The organism is Streptomyces platensis, assembly GCF_008704855.1.
GTDB lineage: Bacteria > Actinomycetota > Actinomycetes > Streptomycetales > Streptomycetaceae > Streptomyces > Streptomyces platensis.
In genome coordinates, this window is record NZ_CP023691.1 from 148,957 (window position 1) to 165,729 (window position 16,773).

At 70.8% G+C, this 16,773-nt stretch carries 15 protein-coding genes; 7 read left to right on the plus strand and 8 right to left on the minus strand.

What is annotated here, in order from left to right; translation table 11 throughout:
* Positions 1–78 precede the first annotated feature (78 nt).
* Together CP981_RS00665 and CP981_RS00670 are read right to left on the minus strand one after the other, a co-directional pair.
* A complete protein-coding gene (locus CP981_RS00665) occupies positions 79–1,440 on the minus strand; it encodes a vanadium-dependent haloperoxidase (protein WP_085924099.1) in 1,362 nt (453 codons plus the stop codon).
* Between the two features lie 161 nt (positions 1,441–1,601).
* Positions 1,602–2,996: a tetratricopeptide repeat protein gene (locus CP981_RS00670; RefSeq protein ID WP_085924098.1), complete on the minus strand. Its 1,395-nt coding sequence runs from the start codon at positions 2,994–2,996 to the stop codon at positions 1,602–1,604.
* A 245-nt stretch (positions 2,997–3,241) separates the two neighbouring features.
* On the opposite strand from CP981_RS00670, the gene CP981_RS00675 reads away from it, so the two are divergent.
* Positions 3,242–4,963 carry a purine-cytosine permease family protein gene (locus tag CP981_RS00675; RefSeq protein WP_167536032.1) on the plus strand — a complete coding sequence of 574 codons (1,722 nt, stop codon included), beginning with the start codon at positions 3,242–3,244 and terminating at the stop codon, positions 4,961–4,963.
* 205 nt (positions 4,964–5,168) lie between these two features.
* Positions 5,169–5,399 carry a chaplin gene (locus CP981_RS00680; RefSeq protein WP_085924097.1) on the plus strand — a complete coding sequence of 77 codons (231 nt, stop codon included), beginning with the start codon at positions 5,169–5,171 and terminating at the stop codon, positions 5,397–5,399.
* Positions 5,400–5,529: 130 nt separating this feature from the next.
* Here the strand turns inward: CP981_RS00680 and rho are convergent, their stop codons facing one another.
* The gene (rho, locus tag CP981_RS00685) at positions 5,530–6,777 is read right to left on the minus strand and encodes a transcription termination factor Rho (protein ID WP_085924096.1); all 1,248 of its coding nucleotides are present in this window, start codon (positions 6,775–6,777) and stop codon (positions 5,530–5,532) included.
* A gap of 299 nt (positions 6,778–7,076) precedes the next feature.
* Between rho and CP981_RS00690 the strand changes: the two genes are divergently transcribed.
* The gene (locus tag CP981_RS00690) at positions 7,077–7,808 is read left to right on the plus strand and encodes a class I SAM-dependent methyltransferase (protein WP_085924189.1); all 732 of its coding nucleotides are present in this window, start codon (positions 7,077–7,079) and stop codon (positions 7,806–7,808) included.
* Positions 7,809–7,896: 88 nt separating this feature from the next.
* On the opposite strand, the gene CP981_RS00695 is transcribed toward CP981_RS00690, so the two are convergent.
* From CP981_RS00695 to CP981_RS00705, 3 genes are all read right to left on the minus strand, one after another.
* The gene (locus CP981_RS00695; RefSeq protein WP_085924095.1) at positions 7,897–8,811 is read right to left on the minus strand and encodes an MBL fold metallo-hydrolase; all 915 of its coding nucleotides are present in this window, start codon (positions 8,809–8,811) and stop codon (positions 7,897–7,899) included.
* Between the two features lie 262 nt (positions 8,812–9,073).
* Positions 9,074–9,544, minus strand: coding sequence for an SRPBCC family protein (locus CP981_RS00700; RefSeq protein WP_085924094.1), 471 nt, complete (start codon positions 9,542–9,544; stop codon positions 9,074–9,076).
* Positions 9,541–10,296 (minus strand): alpha/beta fold hydrolase, encoded by a 756-nt coding sequence (locus tag CP981_RS00705; RefSeq protein ID WP_085924093.1) that lies wholly within the window; start codon positions 10,294–10,296, stop codon positions 9,541–9,543. The genes CP981_RS00700 and CP981_RS00705 overlap by 4 nt, the downstream gene beginning before the upstream one ends.
* Positions 10,297–10,358: 62 nt before the next feature.
* On the opposite strand from CP981_RS00705, the gene CP981_RS00710 reads away from it, so the two are divergent.
* From CP981_RS00710 to CP981_RS00720, 3 genes are all read left to right on the plus strand, one after another.
* On the plus strand, positions 10,359–10,949 hold the full coding sequence (locus CP981_RS00710) for a TetR/AcrR family transcriptional regulator (RefSeq protein ID WP_085924092.1): 591 nt from the start codon (positions 10,359–10,361) through the stop codon (positions 10,947–10,949).
* Positions 10,950–11,117: 168 nt separating this feature from the next.
* Positions 11,118–11,792, plus strand: coding sequence for a hypothetical protein (locus CP981_RS00715; RefSeq protein WP_167536033.1), 675 nt, complete (start codon positions 11,118–11,120; stop codon positions 11,790–11,792).
* A 219-nt stretch (positions 11,793–12,011) separates the two neighbouring features.
* Positions 12,012–12,815 carry an endo alpha-1,4 polygalactosaminidase gene (locus CP981_RS00720; RefSeq protein WP_085924188.1) on the plus strand — a complete coding sequence of 268 codons (804 nt, stop codon included), beginning with the start codon at positions 12,012–12,014 and terminating at the stop codon, positions 12,813–12,815.
* Positions 12,816–12,903: 88 nt separating this feature from the next.
* On the opposite strand, the gene CP981_RS00725 is transcribed toward CP981_RS00720, so the two are convergent.
* The gene (locus CP981_RS00725) at positions 12,904–13,959 is read right to left on the minus strand and encodes a cytochrome d ubiquinol oxidase subunit II (protein WP_085924090.1); all 1,056 of its coding nucleotides are present in this window, start codon (positions 13,957–13,959) and stop codon (positions 12,904–12,906) included.
* Positions 13,956–15,440 (minus strand): cytochrome ubiquinol oxidase subunit I, encoded by a 1,485-nt coding sequence (locus tag CP981_RS00730; protein ID WP_085924089.1) that lies wholly within the window; start codon positions 15,438–15,440, stop codon positions 13,956–13,958. The genes CP981_RS00725 and CP981_RS00730 overlap by 4 nt, the downstream gene beginning before the upstream one ends.
* Before the next feature lie 392 nt (positions 15,441–15,832).
* On the opposite strand from CP981_RS00730, the gene CP981_RS00735 reads away from it, so the two are divergent.
* Positions 15,833–16,660 carry an SCO6745 family protein gene (locus CP981_RS00735; RefSeq protein ID WP_085924088.1) on the plus strand — a complete coding sequence of 276 codons (828 nt, stop codon included), beginning with the start codon at positions 15,833–15,835 and terminating at the stop codon, positions 16,658–16,660.
* Positions 16,661–16,773 lie beyond the last annotated feature (113 nt).

A 16,773-nucleotide genomic window follows, 5' to 3' on the forward strand; every position in this document is an offset into this window, starting at 1 on the left:
TCGCCGACCGGCCGGGCACGTACGGGCGGGTCGGCCCCGGCCCGTACGGCCGGAGATCGGCGAGCGATGACTACGTGTTCAACTCGCGCTGCTGCCGGGGCAGTTCGGCTGGATGGCCGGGGGCGTGGCATGCGGACCCGCCGCGCGCAGCGGGCGGAAGTAGTGGGTGAGGGCCCAGACGCCGATGCGGCTGCCGGCGCGGCATCCGACGACGTCCGCGGTGCGGAAGTGGATCCCGGCCCAGACACGGGCGTTGATCATGTCCTGGTTGAGCTGGGCGGCCTCGTCGTAGTGGCGGGTGGTGCCGGTGATCTCGGAGGGGACGTTGAGGTCGAGGTGGGTGGTGCCGAGGATTCCGGTCAGGGTCCGGGTCACGGCGCCGGCGACCGTGGTGTGGCCGCTGAGGTAGTCGGGGTGCGGAGGGGTGACGAGCAGCGGCTGCCACTGCGGGTCGGCGTCGGTCGCGGGGTTGCCGTCGGTGTCGGCCAGCTGGATGGCGGTGATCGGGCGCCAGAATCCGTAGTGGAGTTTGGCGTCCCATGCGGTGACGACGGCGTCGGTTGCCGACGCGTTCGCCGCGGCGAACAGCCGTGCCGTGTCCGCGATGTCCAGGTGGTGCCGGGCCGTGTGGTCCCGGAACGCCGCCTGGAACTGCACCGCCAGATTGCCCCCGAAGAACAGGGCGGTGTCGGTCTGCTGCGGGGTGCGCGCCGAACCGGTCTTCGCCCCCATCGTCTTCACCTCGTTCACGTCCTGGGCGTAGCGGGCCGAGGACAGCGCGGGCGGCCCGCCCGGACGGAACTGGGCCGGGGAAGTGAGCAGCAGGGGGCGCAATACGGCGAGCCAGGGGTCGATGAAGGGCTGGTGGGCCGGCGGGGTGGGCCGCCAGACACCGGGCGCGGGCGCCGCGGTGAACTCCACCGGTGCGAACCGGCCGTCGTCCTCCCGCAGCGCGATGAGGTGGTCGGCGGCACGCTCCCCGAAGGCCACGCCCTGCCGCTTCGCCCGGCCGTCGGGGATCTTCGCGAGCGAGCCGGCATACGCGGCATCGAGCGAGGCCCGGGAGGCCGGGAAGTAGGTGACCAGTACGCGGTGTGCGGCGGTCACCGCCGCCGCCTCGGGCGAGGCCGTGACGGGTCCGCGCGCCCGCCACTTGTACGGGGCGTAGGTGCGCTGGATGCCGACCACGGCGTTGTAGACGGCGGCCGAGACGAACCCGTGCCAGATGACGACCTGTCCGGAGGGGCGGGTGGGGCCGAGGTTGGCGCTGATGGTGTCGGCGGCGATGACGTTCCAGTCGCGGATCGCAGCGGGGTCCGCGGCGGGCGTCCGGTGGTTGTCGGTGGTGGCGGTAGGGCCCGTCAGGGCCGTGAGGGCGAGGACCAGCAGTGCGGTGACCGCGCCGATGACTGCTCGTCTGACCGAACGAGAAGTATCCATACCCGACTTAACAGCCGAACGGGTGGCGGGTCACGCCCCGGCAGCGCCGGGCGCGCGTACGCCCGCGCACGGTCGCACCGCTCCTGGGCACAGGCGGCGCAGGCCCGGATCGTCCAGGGCGCATCGCTGCGCGCGATGCGCCCGCGGTCGTCCGCCGCAGCTCAGGTCGCCGCCTGTGCGGCGGCGCGCTCGCGGGCGGCCGCGGTGCGTGCCGGGTCGCCGAGCTGCTCCTCCAGCCGGGCCTTGGCCGACCAGCTGTACGGGCAGACCGGGCGCAGTTGGATACGTTCGCTGAGCAGCGTCCGGGCCAGATCGGTACGGCGGGCACGGAGGGCCGCCTCGACGAGGGTCCGCTGGATCGCGTCCCGCTGGGCGTGGCTGCCGCCGAACCGGTGCAGCCGGTGGCGGACGGGCAGCAGCAGATCGGTGGCCCGGCCGTAGTCGTGCTGCCCGTAGGCGATCAGGGCGCAGCAGACGGGCAGTCCGATCTCGGCCGTCATGGCGCGGTTCGACCCGCCGGGCTCCGCCGCCACCCAGTGTTCCCGGTCCTGGACGAGGCGCTGCGCCTGGGCGATGCGTCCCGCTCCCACATAGGCCATCACCGCGTGTGCGTCGTTGAAGGCGTAGTGCGGGCCGTCGTGGCGGCTCTCCCAGGCGTCGGCGAGCCGGGCCCACCGCGCGCTCTGTTCGGCCTCTGCCAGGTACAGCCGCCACAACAGGGCGGCGGCGTCGAGCAGTTCCATCGCCACCCCCGCCGACCCGTCGTGGTGCAGCGCGGAGTCATAGATCTCCAGTACCCGGGCGGTGTCGCCGGCCTCCAGTGTGAAGAGGGCGTAGTGCCACCAGTTGTGGACCGTGAGCAGGCTGCCCTGTGACCAGTCGTCGGTCCGGGCGTCGAGAAAGCGGATGCCGTCGGTGAAGCGCCCGCGCATCTCGTAGGTGTGCACCACACCGTGAATGCCCCACACATCGCCCGGATGCCGCTCCAGGGCCGCCAGGCCGACCTCCTCGGCGCGTTCGTAATGGCCCGACTCCTCCAGGCCGAACGCGTACATGCCGAGCAGCGGCCCATGGTGGGGGTCGTCCTCGTCCCAGGCGTCCAGGGCGCCGCCGACACGGTCCCGCAGGCGCGCGGCGTCCCCGGTGAGGAAGTCGTGCTGATGGCCGGCGAACAGGGCCAGCGCATCGCGCGGGTAGGCGATGGTGAGGTCGCCGAGGATCCGGCCGGCGCCGTGCAGATCGCCGTCCAGCCAGGCCGTCGCGGCCGCGAGATGCATCCGCTCCCGAGGCGTCACACGCGCCGTGTCCAGACCGGAGCGGAAGCGGGTGAAGCTGTCGCGTGCCGCGGCCACGTCCTTCTCCTCGGTGCCCAGCACGCCCAGATACGCGGCCAGCGTCTGCCCCATCACCGACCGCGGCGCGGCGGCCAGTACCGACTGCGCGGACTCCGCGACGCGCGGCCGGAAGAACAGCAGGTCGTCCAGGGCCTGTTCGTAAGGCGCCAGGGCCTCGGGGCCGGTGTCACTCATCAGATGTCCGTGGCGGTCCGCTGTCATGGTGGCTCCTGCGGGCTGAGTGCGGGTCTTCATCCTTACCCGCTTCGCGACCGGAGCCACGGCGGAAACTTCCGGTTCATCTGGGAAGTCGCTGCGGGAAACACGTGCTGCCTAATCTCCCTGCCATGGGCACCGGCCGGACGCGCCGTGCACGGCTGCCCTGAGCCCGTCGGCGCGCGTTCCCACGCCGCACCACGCTCCCAGGCAGGGCACCGCAATCCCCCCGCACCTTCAGGAGGTCCGGCATGAGTGCCGAGCCACGTGTGACAGTCCCTGACCGCGGTCGGCACTCGCCGCACGCGGAGGCGCCCGACGAGGCCACCGCGTCCGCCGAGACCGCCGCGTCTGCCGAGGTGGCTGCCCCCGCCGACGGAGCGGCGAACGAGACCCTGGAGGACTACACCCTCCGGTTCGCCCCGCGCAGTTACCGCCGCTGGACGCCGATGGTGGTGGCGACGACGGCGCTCGGCGGTATCGCGTATATGGCCGACTTCTCGATCGGTGCCGGCATCGGGCTCACTCATGGCACCGGGAACGCGCTGGCGGCGATCCTCGTTGCCGCGGTGGTCATCTTCGTCACCGGCTTCCCGCTCGCCTACTACGGGGCGCGCTACAACATCGACCTGGACCTGATCACCAGGGGCTCCGGCTTCGGCTACTACGGGTCGGTGCTGACGAGCGTCATCTTCGCCAGTTTCACCTTCATCTTCTTCGCCCTCGAAGGCTCGATCATGGCCCAGGGCCTGAAGCTGGGCTTCGGTCTGCCCCTGTGGCTGGGCTATGTGATCTCGACGTTCATGGTGATCCCGCTGGTCATCTACGGGATGAAGGCACTCAGCAAGCTTCAGGTCTGGACGACCCCGATCTGGCTGCTGCTGATGGTGGGCCCGCTGGTCTACCTGGTCGTCACCGACCCCGGTACCGTGCACACCTTCCTCGCGTATACGGGCGCGCACGGCGGCGGTGGCGTCAATGCGGCCTCGGTGCTGCTGGGCGCGGGCGTGTGTCTGTCGCTGATCGCACAGATCGGTGAGCAGGTCGACTATCTGCGCTTCATGCCGCCCAAGACCGAGCGGAACAAGCGCGCCTGGTGGACGGCCGTGGTGATGGCCGGCCCCGGGTGGGTGGTGCTCGGCGCCCTCAAGCAGGCGATCGGGGTCTTCCTCGCCGTCTACATCCTCGCCGAGGTGGGCGCGGCCTCGGCCACCGAACCCATTCAGCAGTTCACCGGCGCCTTCGCGGCAATGATGCCGTCCTGGCTGGTCATCCCGCTGGCCGTGGTGCTGGTCGTGATCAGCCAGATCAAAATCAACGTGACCAACGCCTACTCCGGTTCACTGGCCTGGACGAACTCGTTCACCCGGGTCACCAAGCGCTACCCCGGCCGGATGGTGTTCGTGCTCGCCAATCTGGCCTTCGCACTGATCCTGATGGAAGCGGACATGTTCAGCTTCCTCAACACCGTTCTCGGGTTCTATGCCAACTGCGCCATCGCCTGGATCGTGACCGTGGCCACCGACATCATCGTCAACAAGTACCTGCTGAAACTCTCCCCGCACGCCCCCGAGTTCCGCCGCGGCATGCTCTACGCGGTCAACCCCGTGGGCGTGGTGGCCTTCATCGCCGCGTCGGGGATCTCCATCGCCCTGTACTTCCATGCCCTGGGAGACACGCTTCAGCCGTACTCCCCTGTCGCGGCCGCGGTGATCGCCTTCGTCGTCACTCCGCTGATGGCGGTCCTGACCCGGGGCAGGTTCTACCTGCGGCGCACTTCCGACGGGATCGACGAGCCGCTGCTGGACCAGGACGGCAACCCCAGCTCGGCGACGTTCCCGTGCCATGTGTGCCGCCAGGACTTCGAACGCCCGGATCTCGCCGCCTGCGACCGCCATGGGGCGATGGTCTGCTCCCTATGCCTGAGCACCGACCGGACCGGCGTCCATCTGCTGCCCGCGGACCGCGTCTGACACAGCGACGGGCCGGCCGTCGGGCACGTCAACACGGGAAGCCATATCACCTAAAAGTCTGCTCTTCAGGCCCGGTGTCTCTGGAGCGGGAGCCGGTGGGGAACGACAGCCTTGTGTACGGGCGGCTCACAGCCGTGGCGCAGTGCGGTCAACGGGACCGCACCGCCATGAGCCGCAGTTCCTCCACCAGTTAGGAGACCGACCGATGGCTCACCGGATCAAGAGTGCTCTGGTCACCGCGGGCGCCTGCGCCGTCGTTCTCGGCGGGGCGGGTGTCGCCGGCGCCGACAGTGGCGCCGGGGGTGCCGCTCTCGACTCACCAGGAGTGGTGTCCGGCAACAACATCCAGATCCCCGTACAGATTCCGGTCCAGGTCTGCGGCAACACCATCACCGTCATCGGGGCGTTCAACCCCGCCTTCGGCACCCCCTGCTGACCGGCTGACGCCGGGTCGGCACCCGGCCGTTCCGGACGCGCAACCGGCTCGGCCGGCGCCGGCCCCGAAGTGGCCCTCGGATATCTCCGGGGGCCACTTCCCATGGACGGACGGAGCGGAGAGAAGGCGGTCAGACACCGGGGGCGGTGTGCTGTAGCTGCCGCAGGAGCGTCGCGTTGTCGGGCGTACGCCGGACCTTCTCCAGCAGGGACTGCAGATGTGCCGGTCCGTCGCCGGTCCGCAGGGCGCGGCGCAGGCGGCGGGTCGCCGCCAATTCGGCCGGGGTGAGGAGCAGTTCCTCCCGACGGGTGCCGGAGGCGACGGCATTGACCGCTGGATAGACCCGCTTGCCCGCGAGCACCCGGTCCAGCCGCAGCTCCATGTTTCCGGTGCTCTTCAACTCCTCGAAGAAGTAGTCGTCGGCGCGGGATCCGGTCTCCACCAGGGCCGTGGCGAGCAGGGTCAGCGAACCGCCCTCCTCGGCGAGCCGCGCCGCACCGAAGAGCCGCTTGGGGCCGTGCAGCGCGGCGGCGTCGACGCCTCCGCTCAGCGTGCGGCCACCGGACGCGGCGGCGTTGTTGTGGGCCCGGCACAGCCGGGTGAGGGAGTCGAGCAGGATGACCACGTCCTGGCCGTGCTCGACGAGTCGTTTGGCCCGTTCCACGGCCAGTTCGGCGAGGGCGATATGTTCCTTGGCCGGGCGGTCGAAGGTGGAGGCGAGCACCTCGCCGCGTACGGAGCGACGCATCTCGGTGACTTCTTCCGGCCGTTCGTCGATCAGCACGACCATCAGCCGGCACTCCGGGTGGTTCTCGGCGACGGCGGCCGCGAGCTGTTGCAGCAGCACGGTTTTCCCGGTCTTCGGTGGTGCCACGATCAGCCCGCGCTGCCCCTTCCCGATCGGCGTCAGCAGGTCGACGATGCGCGGGGCCGGTCCGCCGGTGGGGCTTTCCAGGCGGATGCGGTGCCGGGGGTGCAGCGGTGTGAGGTCACGGAAGTGCGGCCGGCCGCGCACGGCGCCCGGCCGGTGCCCGTTGACCGTTTCGACCCGGGCGAGCAAGCGTGGCCGGTCACAGACCCCGACGACGAAGTCGCCGGTGCGCAGGCCCGCCGCACGGATCAGCGCGGCGGGCACCCGGACATCGTGGGACGAGGCACGGTAGCCCTCCGCGCGGAGAAAGCCGTCCTGGCGTTCGTTGCCCACGTCCAGGATTCCGGTCGCCGTGACCACGGGTTGCGTGGGCGCGGCAGCAGACTGTGCGGCGGTGCGGGACGGGGCCGTGGTGCGGGACAAGGCAGTGGCGGGAGACGGGGCAGTGGTGGGGGTGCGGAGTTGGGTGCTCCTGGTCACGGTGGTCCTCTCGGGACGTCGGTACACGGCAGAAGGGAGGGAACCGGCAAAGGGAGGGCGGTGAGATCACGCCTCACGGGCGGGCCGGACGGCCCGCGGCCGGAGAGAGAAGCTGCGGCATCGCTGGACTGCGTGCCGCACAGTGCTGCTGGATTCGCCGGCCCGTAAACGACGGGCGCGAAGGCGAGGGAAAGGCACTCCGCAAGGGAGAAGGAAGAGGCACCGGCGCCGGAAAGACGGCGAGCACAAGTGCGCCTCTCCGGCACAGTACCACCGCGGGGCGCGGCCGATGCGGTGCAGTGCGCACCGGATCTATGCTGGGGACGATGTTCGCACCCCAGGGACCCACTTTCCGTGAACTCGCCGTCCAGGCGCTGTCCTCCGTCGAGCGCGGCTATGACCTGCTCGCCCCGAAATTCGACCACACCCCGTTCCGGACCCCGGACCGGGTGCTGACGCCGGTGTCACGGGCGCTGCACCGGCTCGGACCGTTCGACAGCGGTCTCGATCTGTGCTGCGGAACGGGCGCGGGCATGGATGTCCTGCGGCAGGTCTGCCGGGAGCGGGTCACCGGGGTCGACATCAGCGCGGGGATGCTCTCCGTGGCCCGGACCCGTGAACGGGTGACCGCGACCGCACCCCGGGTCGAGTGGGTGCGTGCGGACGCCCGGGCCCTCCCCTTCGAGCCGGTCTTCGACCTCGCGGTGAGCTTCGGCGCGTTCGGGCACTTCCTGCCCCGGGAGCGGCCGGAGCTGTTCGCGCAGGTCCACGCCGTGCTGCGCCCCGGCGGCCAGTTCGTCTTCCCGATCGGGGCCCCTGCCCGGCCCGGGTCGGCCGGCTACTGGACGCTGCTGGCCTTCGACTCGGTGATGCGGGTGCGCAACGCCCTCTGGCGCCCGGAATTCGTCATGTACTACCGGACGTTCCGGCTCGCCGAGGTGCGTGCGGAGCTGGCCCAGGCCGGTTTCGATGTGCAGCTTCAGGCTCTCCCGGAGCTCGGCAGCCGCCCCGACGGCAGCCCCCGGTGCCGGTTGGTGGTGGCCACCCGGGCCTGGTGAACGGGGGCGCCGTACGGGCGGCTCGCCTCGCCTGGTGCGTACGCCTCGGCGGCCCGCCCACACCGGATTCCCCCGGCCCCGGGGCCCGTCACCAGCGCACAGCGGTGAAGTCGATGGGCTGCGGCTGAAGCGTGCGGGTGCGGGCCGTCAGCTGCTCCAGGCGGCGGGTCATCTCCTCCGTCGGGAGCCGCTTGCGGTCGCCGTGGCCGGGCAGCACCCACTCGAAGCGCAGCCGCGGCGCCGTCCGGGCCAGGGAAGCGGCCAGCTCCGTGATCGAGTACCAGGTGACGCTGGCGGCCACCTCCAGGTCGGATGTGGTGCGCGACCAGTAGAAACTGTCGCCGCTGAAGCAGTACCTCCCATCGGCGAGGTAGAGCACGCTGCCACGGGTGTGGCCGGAGAGCGGATAGGCGGTGACGCCCGCGCCGATCTCGACCGGGTCGGTGCCCCCGATGACGTGGTCCGCGTCCGGAGCGGCGTCGAGATCGCCCTCGTGGATCCAGAGCCGGGCCCCGAACCGGTCGGCGTAGCGGCGGCCGTGCGCGGCATGGTCCCGGTGGGTGAGCAGTACATCGGTGACCGGCCCCAACGCCTCGTAGCGGGACGCGAGTTCGTCGCTCCATCGCGGGGTGTCGATCATCATCGTGCTGCCGTTGGACCGGCGCAGCAGGTAGGCGTTCGCTCCTGCCGTGTGAGGGGAGTTGTGGCCGCAGAGATGGACGGTGTCGTCGAGGGCGAGGGGGAAGGGGTCGAGATCGGGGGTGAGGCGGTGCGCGGGGTGGCGGATGGACCGGGTGTGGCAGGCGAAGGCGGCCGCGTACAGCTGCTGTTGCTCGGCCTCGTTTCGGGGCTGCCGGATCACTTCCGCCCGTCCGTCCTGTTCCCGGATGACGTCGGGGGCCAGTTGCCGGGCCACGTCACAGTTGGTGCAGCGCGCATCGACGTACCAGCCTCCGCCGACCCCCTCCTCCGGTGCCGCCGCGGGTCCCGGGTCGTTACTCATGACAGGTCCGTCCTTCCTGGTCAGGGTAGGTGTCGGAATGAGCGGTCAGTGCGCACTGCCCCAGAAGTACCCCGCCGTGCAGCAAAAGCGGAAGAGGGGACAGACCTTGCGCTTTGCGGCTGGAACGTCTCTTCCGGTGGGGAAACAGACGTCGGAGGATGGGTGATATGTACCCATTTACCCTATCCGCCGGCGGCTCCCTACCCGGACGGGGCGGGGGACCTGCCCCCGCCCCTCCAACGCGCCGGGGAGGCCCGCCGATTCAATCGGCCCGTTCACACGCGGCACTCAGCCGACGGAGCGTCATGCGCATGCCGGCGCTGTTCTGGGCGGCGCGCCGGGCGGCCGGGGTGCCGGTGAAGACCAGGCCCAGCAGCTCGGCGAGCCGGCGACGCCAACCGTGGCGGCGGCGGTCGATCCAGTACTCGGTGACCAGGGTGCCCCGCTCGGTCGGGGTCAGCCGGTAGCCCCAGCGCGCCACGGGCAGCCCGAACGTGGTGTTGTCGAAGGCGAATTCGCGGCCGGGGTCGGCGGTGACGATCCGGCAGGTGGCGAACCAGACCCAGCAGGCCTTGCGGTTGACCCCCACGAAGCGGTGTCCGCGGGGCCACACCCAGATGACTTCCGGGCTCCACTCCGCCATCCGCCGCACGTCGGCGAGCGCCGCGTAGACGGCCTGCGGCGGCGCCGGAATCTGCAGGGATTCCTCCACACTCCACACCCGGCCGGTCATCGCGCCCTCCCCTGGTGCGCCACCCCGTACGTCCGGGCCGTGACGACCGCGGCGGCATCCCGCACCTGCCGAGTGAGGTCCGCCGTATCGGTGAGGCTGGTGATGTGTCCGCACCTCGGGCGGATGGTGAGGCGGCCGTCGCGACAGGCATCGAGGAAGCGGCGTTCATGGCGGCGGAAGTGGTCGCGTTCGCCGTTCACCAGCCAGACCGGGCCCGGATACGCGGCGAGCGAGGCCAGGGGGTTCATCTCCCGCACCTCCTCGACGATGCTCGGCACGGCCTCGGAGCTCAGCCCGCCCGCGACCATGGCGTCCGCCTGGGGCCGGGGCAGTGCACGGCGGAACGCGAACGCGCTGAGCCGGTTGAACTCCTCGGGGTGGCCGGCCGCCAGCCGTCCCGCTCCCCGGTAGACGGCGCCGAACACCCCGCGTGGCAACGCCGTACACCCCATGGCCATCAGGCCGAGGACACGATCCGGGTGGGCGGCGGCGGTGGCAACAGCGACATAGCCGCCCAGGGACAGCCCCACCACCAGTGCGCGGCCGCCGAGTTGGTCCACGGCGTCGATGACCGCCGCCACCGCGCCGGGCATGGTGAACGGTTCCCCGCGCCGGGCGCCGTGGCCGGGCAGGTCGGGCGCCGCTATGGGATGACGCTCTCCGAGGGCTTGGATCACGGGTCGCCACATCGTGCCGCTCACGCGCATGCCGTGCACGAAGACGATGGGCAGCCCGGCTTCATTGGACTTCATGTCCGGCACCGTACCTCAAATGCAACGCAACGTTGCGTTGTTCTTGATGCTAACCTCCCCTCATGAGCGAGGAGCGGCACGGAACACGGCGCAGCAGCGGCCCACGGAAGGCGCAGGAGATCTTCGATGCCACGCTGGACCTGCTGGCGGAGAAGGGCTACGAGGGGCTGACCATCGAGGGGGTCGCCCAGCGGTCCGGCGTCAACAAGACCACGATTTACCGCTGGTGGCCGTCCAAGGGAGCACTCCTGGGTGCCGCACTCATCGGCGCGCGCCAACTCGACTTCACGCCGCCCGACACCGGGAGTCTCGCCGGAGACCTGGAGGTCCTGCTGCACACGGTGGTGACCCTCCTCACCACACGGCCGGCCTCCGACATCGCCGTTTCCGTGCTGGGCGCCGCCACCCAGAGCCCCGAACTGGCCGTGCATGTAAGGGATTTCTTCGCCGACCGGATCGCGCTGGAGCAACCCGTCTTCGACCGCGCCATCGCCCGCGGTGAACTCGCAGTGGACACCGACACCACATTGCTGATGGATCTGCTGGCCGGGGCCGCCTGGGTCCGGGTCGTCCTGCGCCAACTCCCGCTGGAGAAGGGTTTTGTGTCGCGCACCGTCGCCACCGTCCTCAACGGAGCACGCGTGCAGACCTGACGCTGCCTCCGTTTAAACCCCTTTAGAGAGTCTGTTTCGGCATCAACTACAACTTTACTAATTCTTGGTGTAGTTGGAACAGATTTCACTCCAGTCTCAAACGTAACGCGACGAACGTCACACACAGACACGTCGCTTTCACAAAGCTGGGCGAGAGGTAACAGCACGATGAGTAAAAGCAGAATGACCCGCCACGGCAGCCGGCTGATGGCGCTGTCCACGGTGTCACTTGGTCTGGTCGCCGCGATGACCATGCCGGCCGCCGCGGAGGACCAGCCCACCCGGGACCAGCTCATAGCCGACTGCGCTTCCGGTGAAGGGAAGTGCAGCTTCAACGAGCCGACCCTCGGCAAGGCGTACCTCGGCGACTTCCGTCAGGTCTCCAACTCGCTGTACAACTGCAGCACCTCGGACGCCACCCAGTCGATGGGCTGGGCCGACACCGTGGGCTCCACGGACTCGGCGGGGGTCTCCGTCACGGCCGGCGGCAAGATCGCCGATCTGATCGACCTCAGTGTGACCGCGACCTACAGCCACACCTGGTCGAGCTCGCACACCGAGAACAGCTCGCTGAACATGACGGTGAAGCCCGGCGAGGTGGGCTGGATCTCCCGCGCACAGGTGATGCAGACCGTCACCGGCACCTGGCAGACCCACTACGACAGCCCGAAGTGGGGGCACTACTACTGGTTCGTGCCCGACACCGTCACCGGGCCGGCGCCCAACGGGACGGACGGCCAGAGCAACGCGGTGACCGTCAAGACCCGCAAGATGACCGCGGCGGAGAAGAGCTCCTGCTCGTCCGAGGCGAAGAAGGGCCAGGCGTTCGTGGTCAAGCGCTGACCACGGGCGATGTCGCGCAGCTGAACGGGGGCGCGGTCCCCGCCTTCGGGCACGGAACCGCATAACGGCCGCCGACCACAGTGCCTCTCGGCTCCTACGGACCGGGAGGCACCTTCGGGCCCTGCCGGCGGCCTCGCCGCCGGCTGTACGCGCGTGCGCGCATAAGCTCCGCCCGTGCACTCTCCACGCTCCCGCGCCGCCGGCGCCCTCGTCCTGATCATGGCGCTCGGCACGGCATGCTCCGCTGAACGTCCCCCGCACGCCGCCGGATCCGGGACCTCGGCGCCCTCCCCCGCCGCGCCCACCGCGGTGCGGCCACCGACGGCGAACGCGGTCTTCGACTATCAGCTCGGCGGTGCGTATCCGCCGCCCGCCGGCGTCCGGGCCGTCTCCCGCGACCGTACGGCCGAGCCGGCGCCCGGCCGCTACAACGTCTGCTACGTGAATGCCTTCCAGGCACAGCCCGGCGACGGCTCCTGGGAGGACGACCACCCCGAACTGCTGCTGCGGGACGAGCACGGAGAACCGGTCATCGACGAGGACTGGGACGAGCCGCTGCTCGACATCTCCACCAGCGCCAAGCGGGCAGCCCTCATGGAGATCGTCGGCCCGTGGATCGACGGCTGCGCCAAGGCCGGTTACGACGCCGTGGAGCCGGACAACCTCGACTCGTACGAACGCTCCGACGGCACGCTCACCGCCGGGCACGCCGCGGCCTTCGCCCGGCTCCTGGCCCGCCGCGCCCACCAGCGGCATCTCGCCATCGCGCAGAAGAACACCACCGACCTGCTGCCGCAACACGGCCGTATCGGCTTCGACTTCGCCGTCGTCGAGGAGTGCACCCGCTACAAGGAGTGCACCGACTTCGCGGCGGCCTACGCCAACCGGGTCTTCGTCATCGAATACCGGAAGCAGGATTTCACGGCCGCCTGCCGCGCCTGGGGCAAGAAGCTCTCCCTCACCCTGCGCGACCGCGAGGTCCGCCCCGCCGGTGCCAAGGGATCGCTCCGCCGGTACTGCTGAGGCCTGCCCAGAGCCGCCCGGAGCGGAGCGGCGGTGGCAGCATTCCGGGGAGCCCGGGTGCCACCGGCCGGAAGCCTTCCCGTCGTGGTCAGTTCAGCTCGGTCGGATCGTCGCGAGCCGGTTCGGTGCGGCGCAGGTCGGTGTCGGAGAGCGGTTCGAGTTCGCCGTGGGTGTCCAGCCAGTACAGGAAGGCCACGGCCGGGCAGACGAGCACTACGGCGACGAGGGTGACCAGTCCGGTCCAGCGCAGGCTGCCGGGGTCGCCGGCCCCCTCGGCCACGGTCAGGGACGTGGGGATGAGGTAGGGGCGTTGGGCGGCCCCCCAGGCGATGACCGCCGCCGCGACCACGCCGACGGCGGTGACCCGGGACCAGACACCGGACCGGCGCAGCAGCAGCCATCCGGTGGCGAGGGAACAGACTCCGGCCAGGATGACGAGGCCGAGGCCGACGCCATGAGTGAGCCCGTGCCAGACATGCGGGGCATCGCTCCGGGTGACGGTCAGCATGACGGCCGCAAGGACGGCGAGGGCGACGACACTGCCCAGAGCCCGCCGCCTGAAGTAGCCGACCAGATCGGGCGCGCCGTAACGGGCGGCGTCGCCGGCGAGGAACACGGCGCCGAGGAAGGCCGTCGCCACGATGGCGATCAGCCCGAAGAGGATGGAGGTCGGATTGGCCCAGGCGTGGGCCGAGGCCTCCGTGCCCGGTACCGCCCGGCCCGAGGCGATCCCGCCGACGGCTGCGCCGAGGAAGAACGGGGTGAGCAGCGAGGAGAGGGCGAAGACGGCGCCGTAGAGGCGTCGCCCGGCGATCCGGCGGATGGGTTTGCGCAGCGCGAAGCCGGCGCCGCGCAGCACGAGGCCGATGGCGGCCAGGGCCAGCGGCAGCCACATGGCGGAGAACACCGTCTGGAACAGGGCCGGAAAGCCGGTCCACATGATGACGAAGACGAAGACGAGCCAGACGTTGTTGACCTCCCATACGGGGGCCATGGCGTGGTCGATCAGCCACCTCGGGCGCGCGCCGCGCCTGGCGCCACCAGCCGTCAGGTCCCAGAACCCCGCTCCGTAGTCGGTGCCGCCGGCGCAGGCGTAGGCGGCGACGGCGAGCAGCAGCACCACGGCGATGACATCGGCGATCACGGCCGGCCGTCCTTGGCCGGTCCGGGCCCGGTGCCGCCGTCGGGTGGCGGGTCGCCGGCCGGTACCCGCGCGCGGGGCCCGTACGGGGTGTCGGCCTCCGGTTCCCCGGTCCGCTCCCCCACCGCCCGGCGCGCGTCGTCGAGCCGCCAGTTCGTACGCATCTTGAGCAGCACGGCGAGCAGCGAGCCGAAGATGAACACATACACCACGACGACCAGGCCCAGCATGATCCAGAGGCTGGTGGACCGGGTCGCGGTCACCGCCTCGGCGATGCGCATGTGCCGGTAGACGATCCAGGGCTGGCGTCCCACTTCGGCGGTGATCCACCCGCATTCGACGGCGACGACGGAGGCGACGCCCGCGCAGGCCGCGCCGCGGAAGAACCATGGTGAGGTGGGCAGCCGGTGTTGCCGCAGCCGGCACCAGCCGTACCAGAGGGCGAGAAGGATCAGCAGGGAGCCGATCACCACCATGGTGTCGAAGGCCCAGTGGGCAATGGTGGCCTGGGTGGCCGTCGGCCGGTCGTCCGCCGGCACGGAGGTCAGTCCGGTCACCTTGGTCCCGGGGGTGAACCCGGCCAGGATGGAGTCGAATTGGGGGATCTTGATGCCGCCGGAGATGCTGCCGTCGGGGTGCAGTCGGCCGAAGACGTACTCGGGTACGTGGGTGTCGGTCCGCCAGACGAGTTCCGTCGCGGCGAACTTCACCGCCTGCTTGTGGAAGACCGACCGGGCGATCGAGTCGCCCAGCAGGAACTGCACCGGGGTGAACACCGCGGCGAGGGTGAACGGCACGGTGAAGCCGAGGCGGTGGTAGCGGTCGCGGCGGCCCCGCAGCCAGCCGACGGCGTAGACCCCGGCGACGGTGTAGCCCGCGGTGATCAGCATCGCCACCACGAAGTGCCAGTACTGGGGGCCGAACATGGGGGTGAAGATCGCCGACCAGATGTGGACGTCCACGGGCTTGCCGCCGGCGTCGAGGGTGAATCCTTGGGGTGTGTTCATCCATGCGTTGGCCGCCAGGATGCCGAACGCGCCGAGCAGGGCGGCGGCCGGCAGCGGCAGGCCGAGCAGGAAGTGGGTGCGGGGCTTCAGCCTCCGCCAGCCGTAGAGGTAGATGGCGATCAGGACCGCTTCGAGGAAGAAGGCCCAGGCCTCCACCCCGAAACCGATACCGAAGACGCCGCCCCACTTGCCCATCAGGCCCGGCCAGAGCAGTCCGAACTCGAAGGACAGCACGGTGCCGGTGACCACACCGACCGCGAACTGCACCGCCATCACCGCCGACCAGCGGCGGGCGAGGAGCAGGGCGACGGGATCGTTCCGGCGCAGACCGCGGTAGTGCATCACCAGGGTGATCAGCGGGAGCGCCACCCCGAGCGGTACCAGAATGATGTGCGAGGCCAGGGTGAAGGCCATCAGCTCCCGGGCCGGGAGCAGTTGGGCCGGGGCGCCCGCCAGCAGGGTGACCGTGGTGTGCATGCCTTACGTGCCTTCGCTGCTCGGGACGTTCAGAGCGCCGGCCTCGGCGTCCACGCTTGCCTGCCTCCTCGGTGCACGGCCCGGCCCTGCGGGCCCAGCGACGGTCGCGCCGGCTCGCCACACAATCACCGGTGGGCGCGGGGCAGCACGCACTGTGCGCCCGGGTTGAGCCGTTGGGCCGACGTACTTCGCCCGGTCGGCCCAGCTGATGGCCCGGCGCGCTGAGACCTGCTCTCCTCACTCCGGCTGGGCGTATCGCTACGCCGCCCCGCCGTTCGATCAAGATCTGGTCGAGCTGCCGGAGGCCGGACGTGCGACTGCCGTACCCAGGAGCTGATCTGACGGCCCGTACTGCTCCGGGCGGGGGCGTGCCCGCTGGCATGATGGCGGCCATGACCCTCACCGCCCGTCGCATGTTCGAGCTCCTGGAGCCGATCTGCCTGGTCACCTACTTCGCCGACGAGTGCAACGAGGAGCTGGCCGCGCTCGGCCACCGCACCTACTGGGACGGCTACTTCGCCAGCCGCGCCGCGCCGCTGGGGCGGGTGCCGGCGCAGGTCGTGCACGCGGCCTTCTACAGCTTCGCCGACGGGGAGGCCGCGCGGCACATCCCGAGCGCGTGGGAGACGATCCCGCCCGAGGCGTCCGTCGCCGCGCGGGAGCGGGGCAGCGCGGCCTCCGTACGGCGCATCCTCGGCGCCGACCTGGCCGGCTCCCCGGGCCTGGTGCGCGCCGCCGACCTGACCACCAAGGCCGCGACGCACGCGCCCACAGAAGGCCGGGTGATGTACGCCGGGATGCGCACCCTTCCGGTGCCGAGCGACCCGGTCGCCCGGCTGTGGCATTCCGCGACCATGCTGCGCGAGCATCGCGCTGACGGGCATGTCGCCGCTCTCGTCGGCGCGCGCATCGGCGGTACGGAGGCCCACGTGCTCTCCGCGCTGGAGATGGGCATCCACCCGCCGGAGTCGTTCGGGCGGATCCATCACCTGCCGAAGGAGCGGCTGGCCGCGGTCATGGACGGCTTGCGCGAGCGCGGGCTCGTCGACACCGACGGCCGGTTCACCGACGCCGGCCGTGAGACCAAGCAACGCATCGAAGCCCTCACCGACGAGCTCGCCGCCCCGCCGTACGACGCCCTCTCTTCCGCCGAGCTCGACGAGCTGGTCGCCGAGCTCGAACCCCTCGCCGCGACGCTGGTGGCCGCGGGGTCGCGGTGACGAGAAGCGACTGACGGGACGAGGAGTCCGCCGTCCGGTACGCCGGTGTTCCATGAGGCCCATCCCGGCTCATGGGACGCAGCCGCTGTGGCCGGCCGCTCCTCGCGGACCGG

Coding starts and splice junctions, on each gene's coding strand:
- CP981_RS00695 (WP_085924095.1), bottom strand. CDS start 8,811: ATGAGTAACGACCCGGGACCCGCGGCGGCACCGGAGGAGGGGGTCGGC.
- CP981_RS00715 (WP_167536033.1), top strand. CDS start 11,118: ATGAGTAAAAGCAGAATGACCCGCCACGGCAGCCGGCTGATGGCGCTG.
- CP981_RS00710 (WP_085924092.1), top strand. CDS start 10,359: ATGAGCGAGGAGCGGCACGGAACACGGCGCAGCAGCGGCCCACGGAAG.
- CP981_RS00670 (WP_085924098.1), bottom strand. CDS start 2,996: ATGACAGCGGACCGCCACGGACATCTGATGAGTGACACCGGCCCCGAG.
- CP981_RS00675 (WP_167536032.1), top strand. CDS start 3,242: ATGAGTGCCGAGCCACGTGTGACAGTCCCTGACCGCGGTCGGCACTCG.
- CP981_RS00690 (WP_085924189.1), top strand. CDS start 7,077: ATGTTCGCACCCCAGGGACCCACTTTCCGTGAACTCGCCGTCCAGGCG.
- CP981_RS00665 (WP_085924099.1), bottom strand. CDS start 1,440: ATGGATACTTCTCGTTCGGTCAGACGAGCAGTCATCGGCGCGGTCACC.
- CP981_RS00705 (WP_085924093.1), bottom strand. CDS start 10,296: ATGAAGTCCAATGAAGCCGGGCTGCCCATCGTCTTCGTGCACGGCATG.
- CP981_RS00720 (WP_085924188.1), top strand. CDS start 12,012: ATGGCGCTCGGCACGGCATGCTCCGCTGAACGTCCCCCGCACGCCGCC.
- CP981_RS00735 (WP_085924088.1), top strand. CDS start 15,833: ATGACCCTCACCGCCCGTCGCATGTTCGAGCTCCTGGAGCCGATCTGC.
- CP981_RS00700 (WP_085924094.1), bottom strand. CDS start 9,544: ATGACCGGCCGGGTGTGGAGTGTGGAGGAATCCCTGCAGATTCCGGCG.
- CP981_RS00730 (WP_085924089.1), bottom strand. CDS start 15,440: ATGCACACCACGGTCACCCTGCTGGCGGGCGCCCCGGCCCAACTGCTC.
- CP981_RS00680 (WP_085924097.1), top strand. CDS start 5,169: ATGGCTCACCGGATCAAGAGTGCTCTGGTCACCGCGGGCGCCTGCGCC.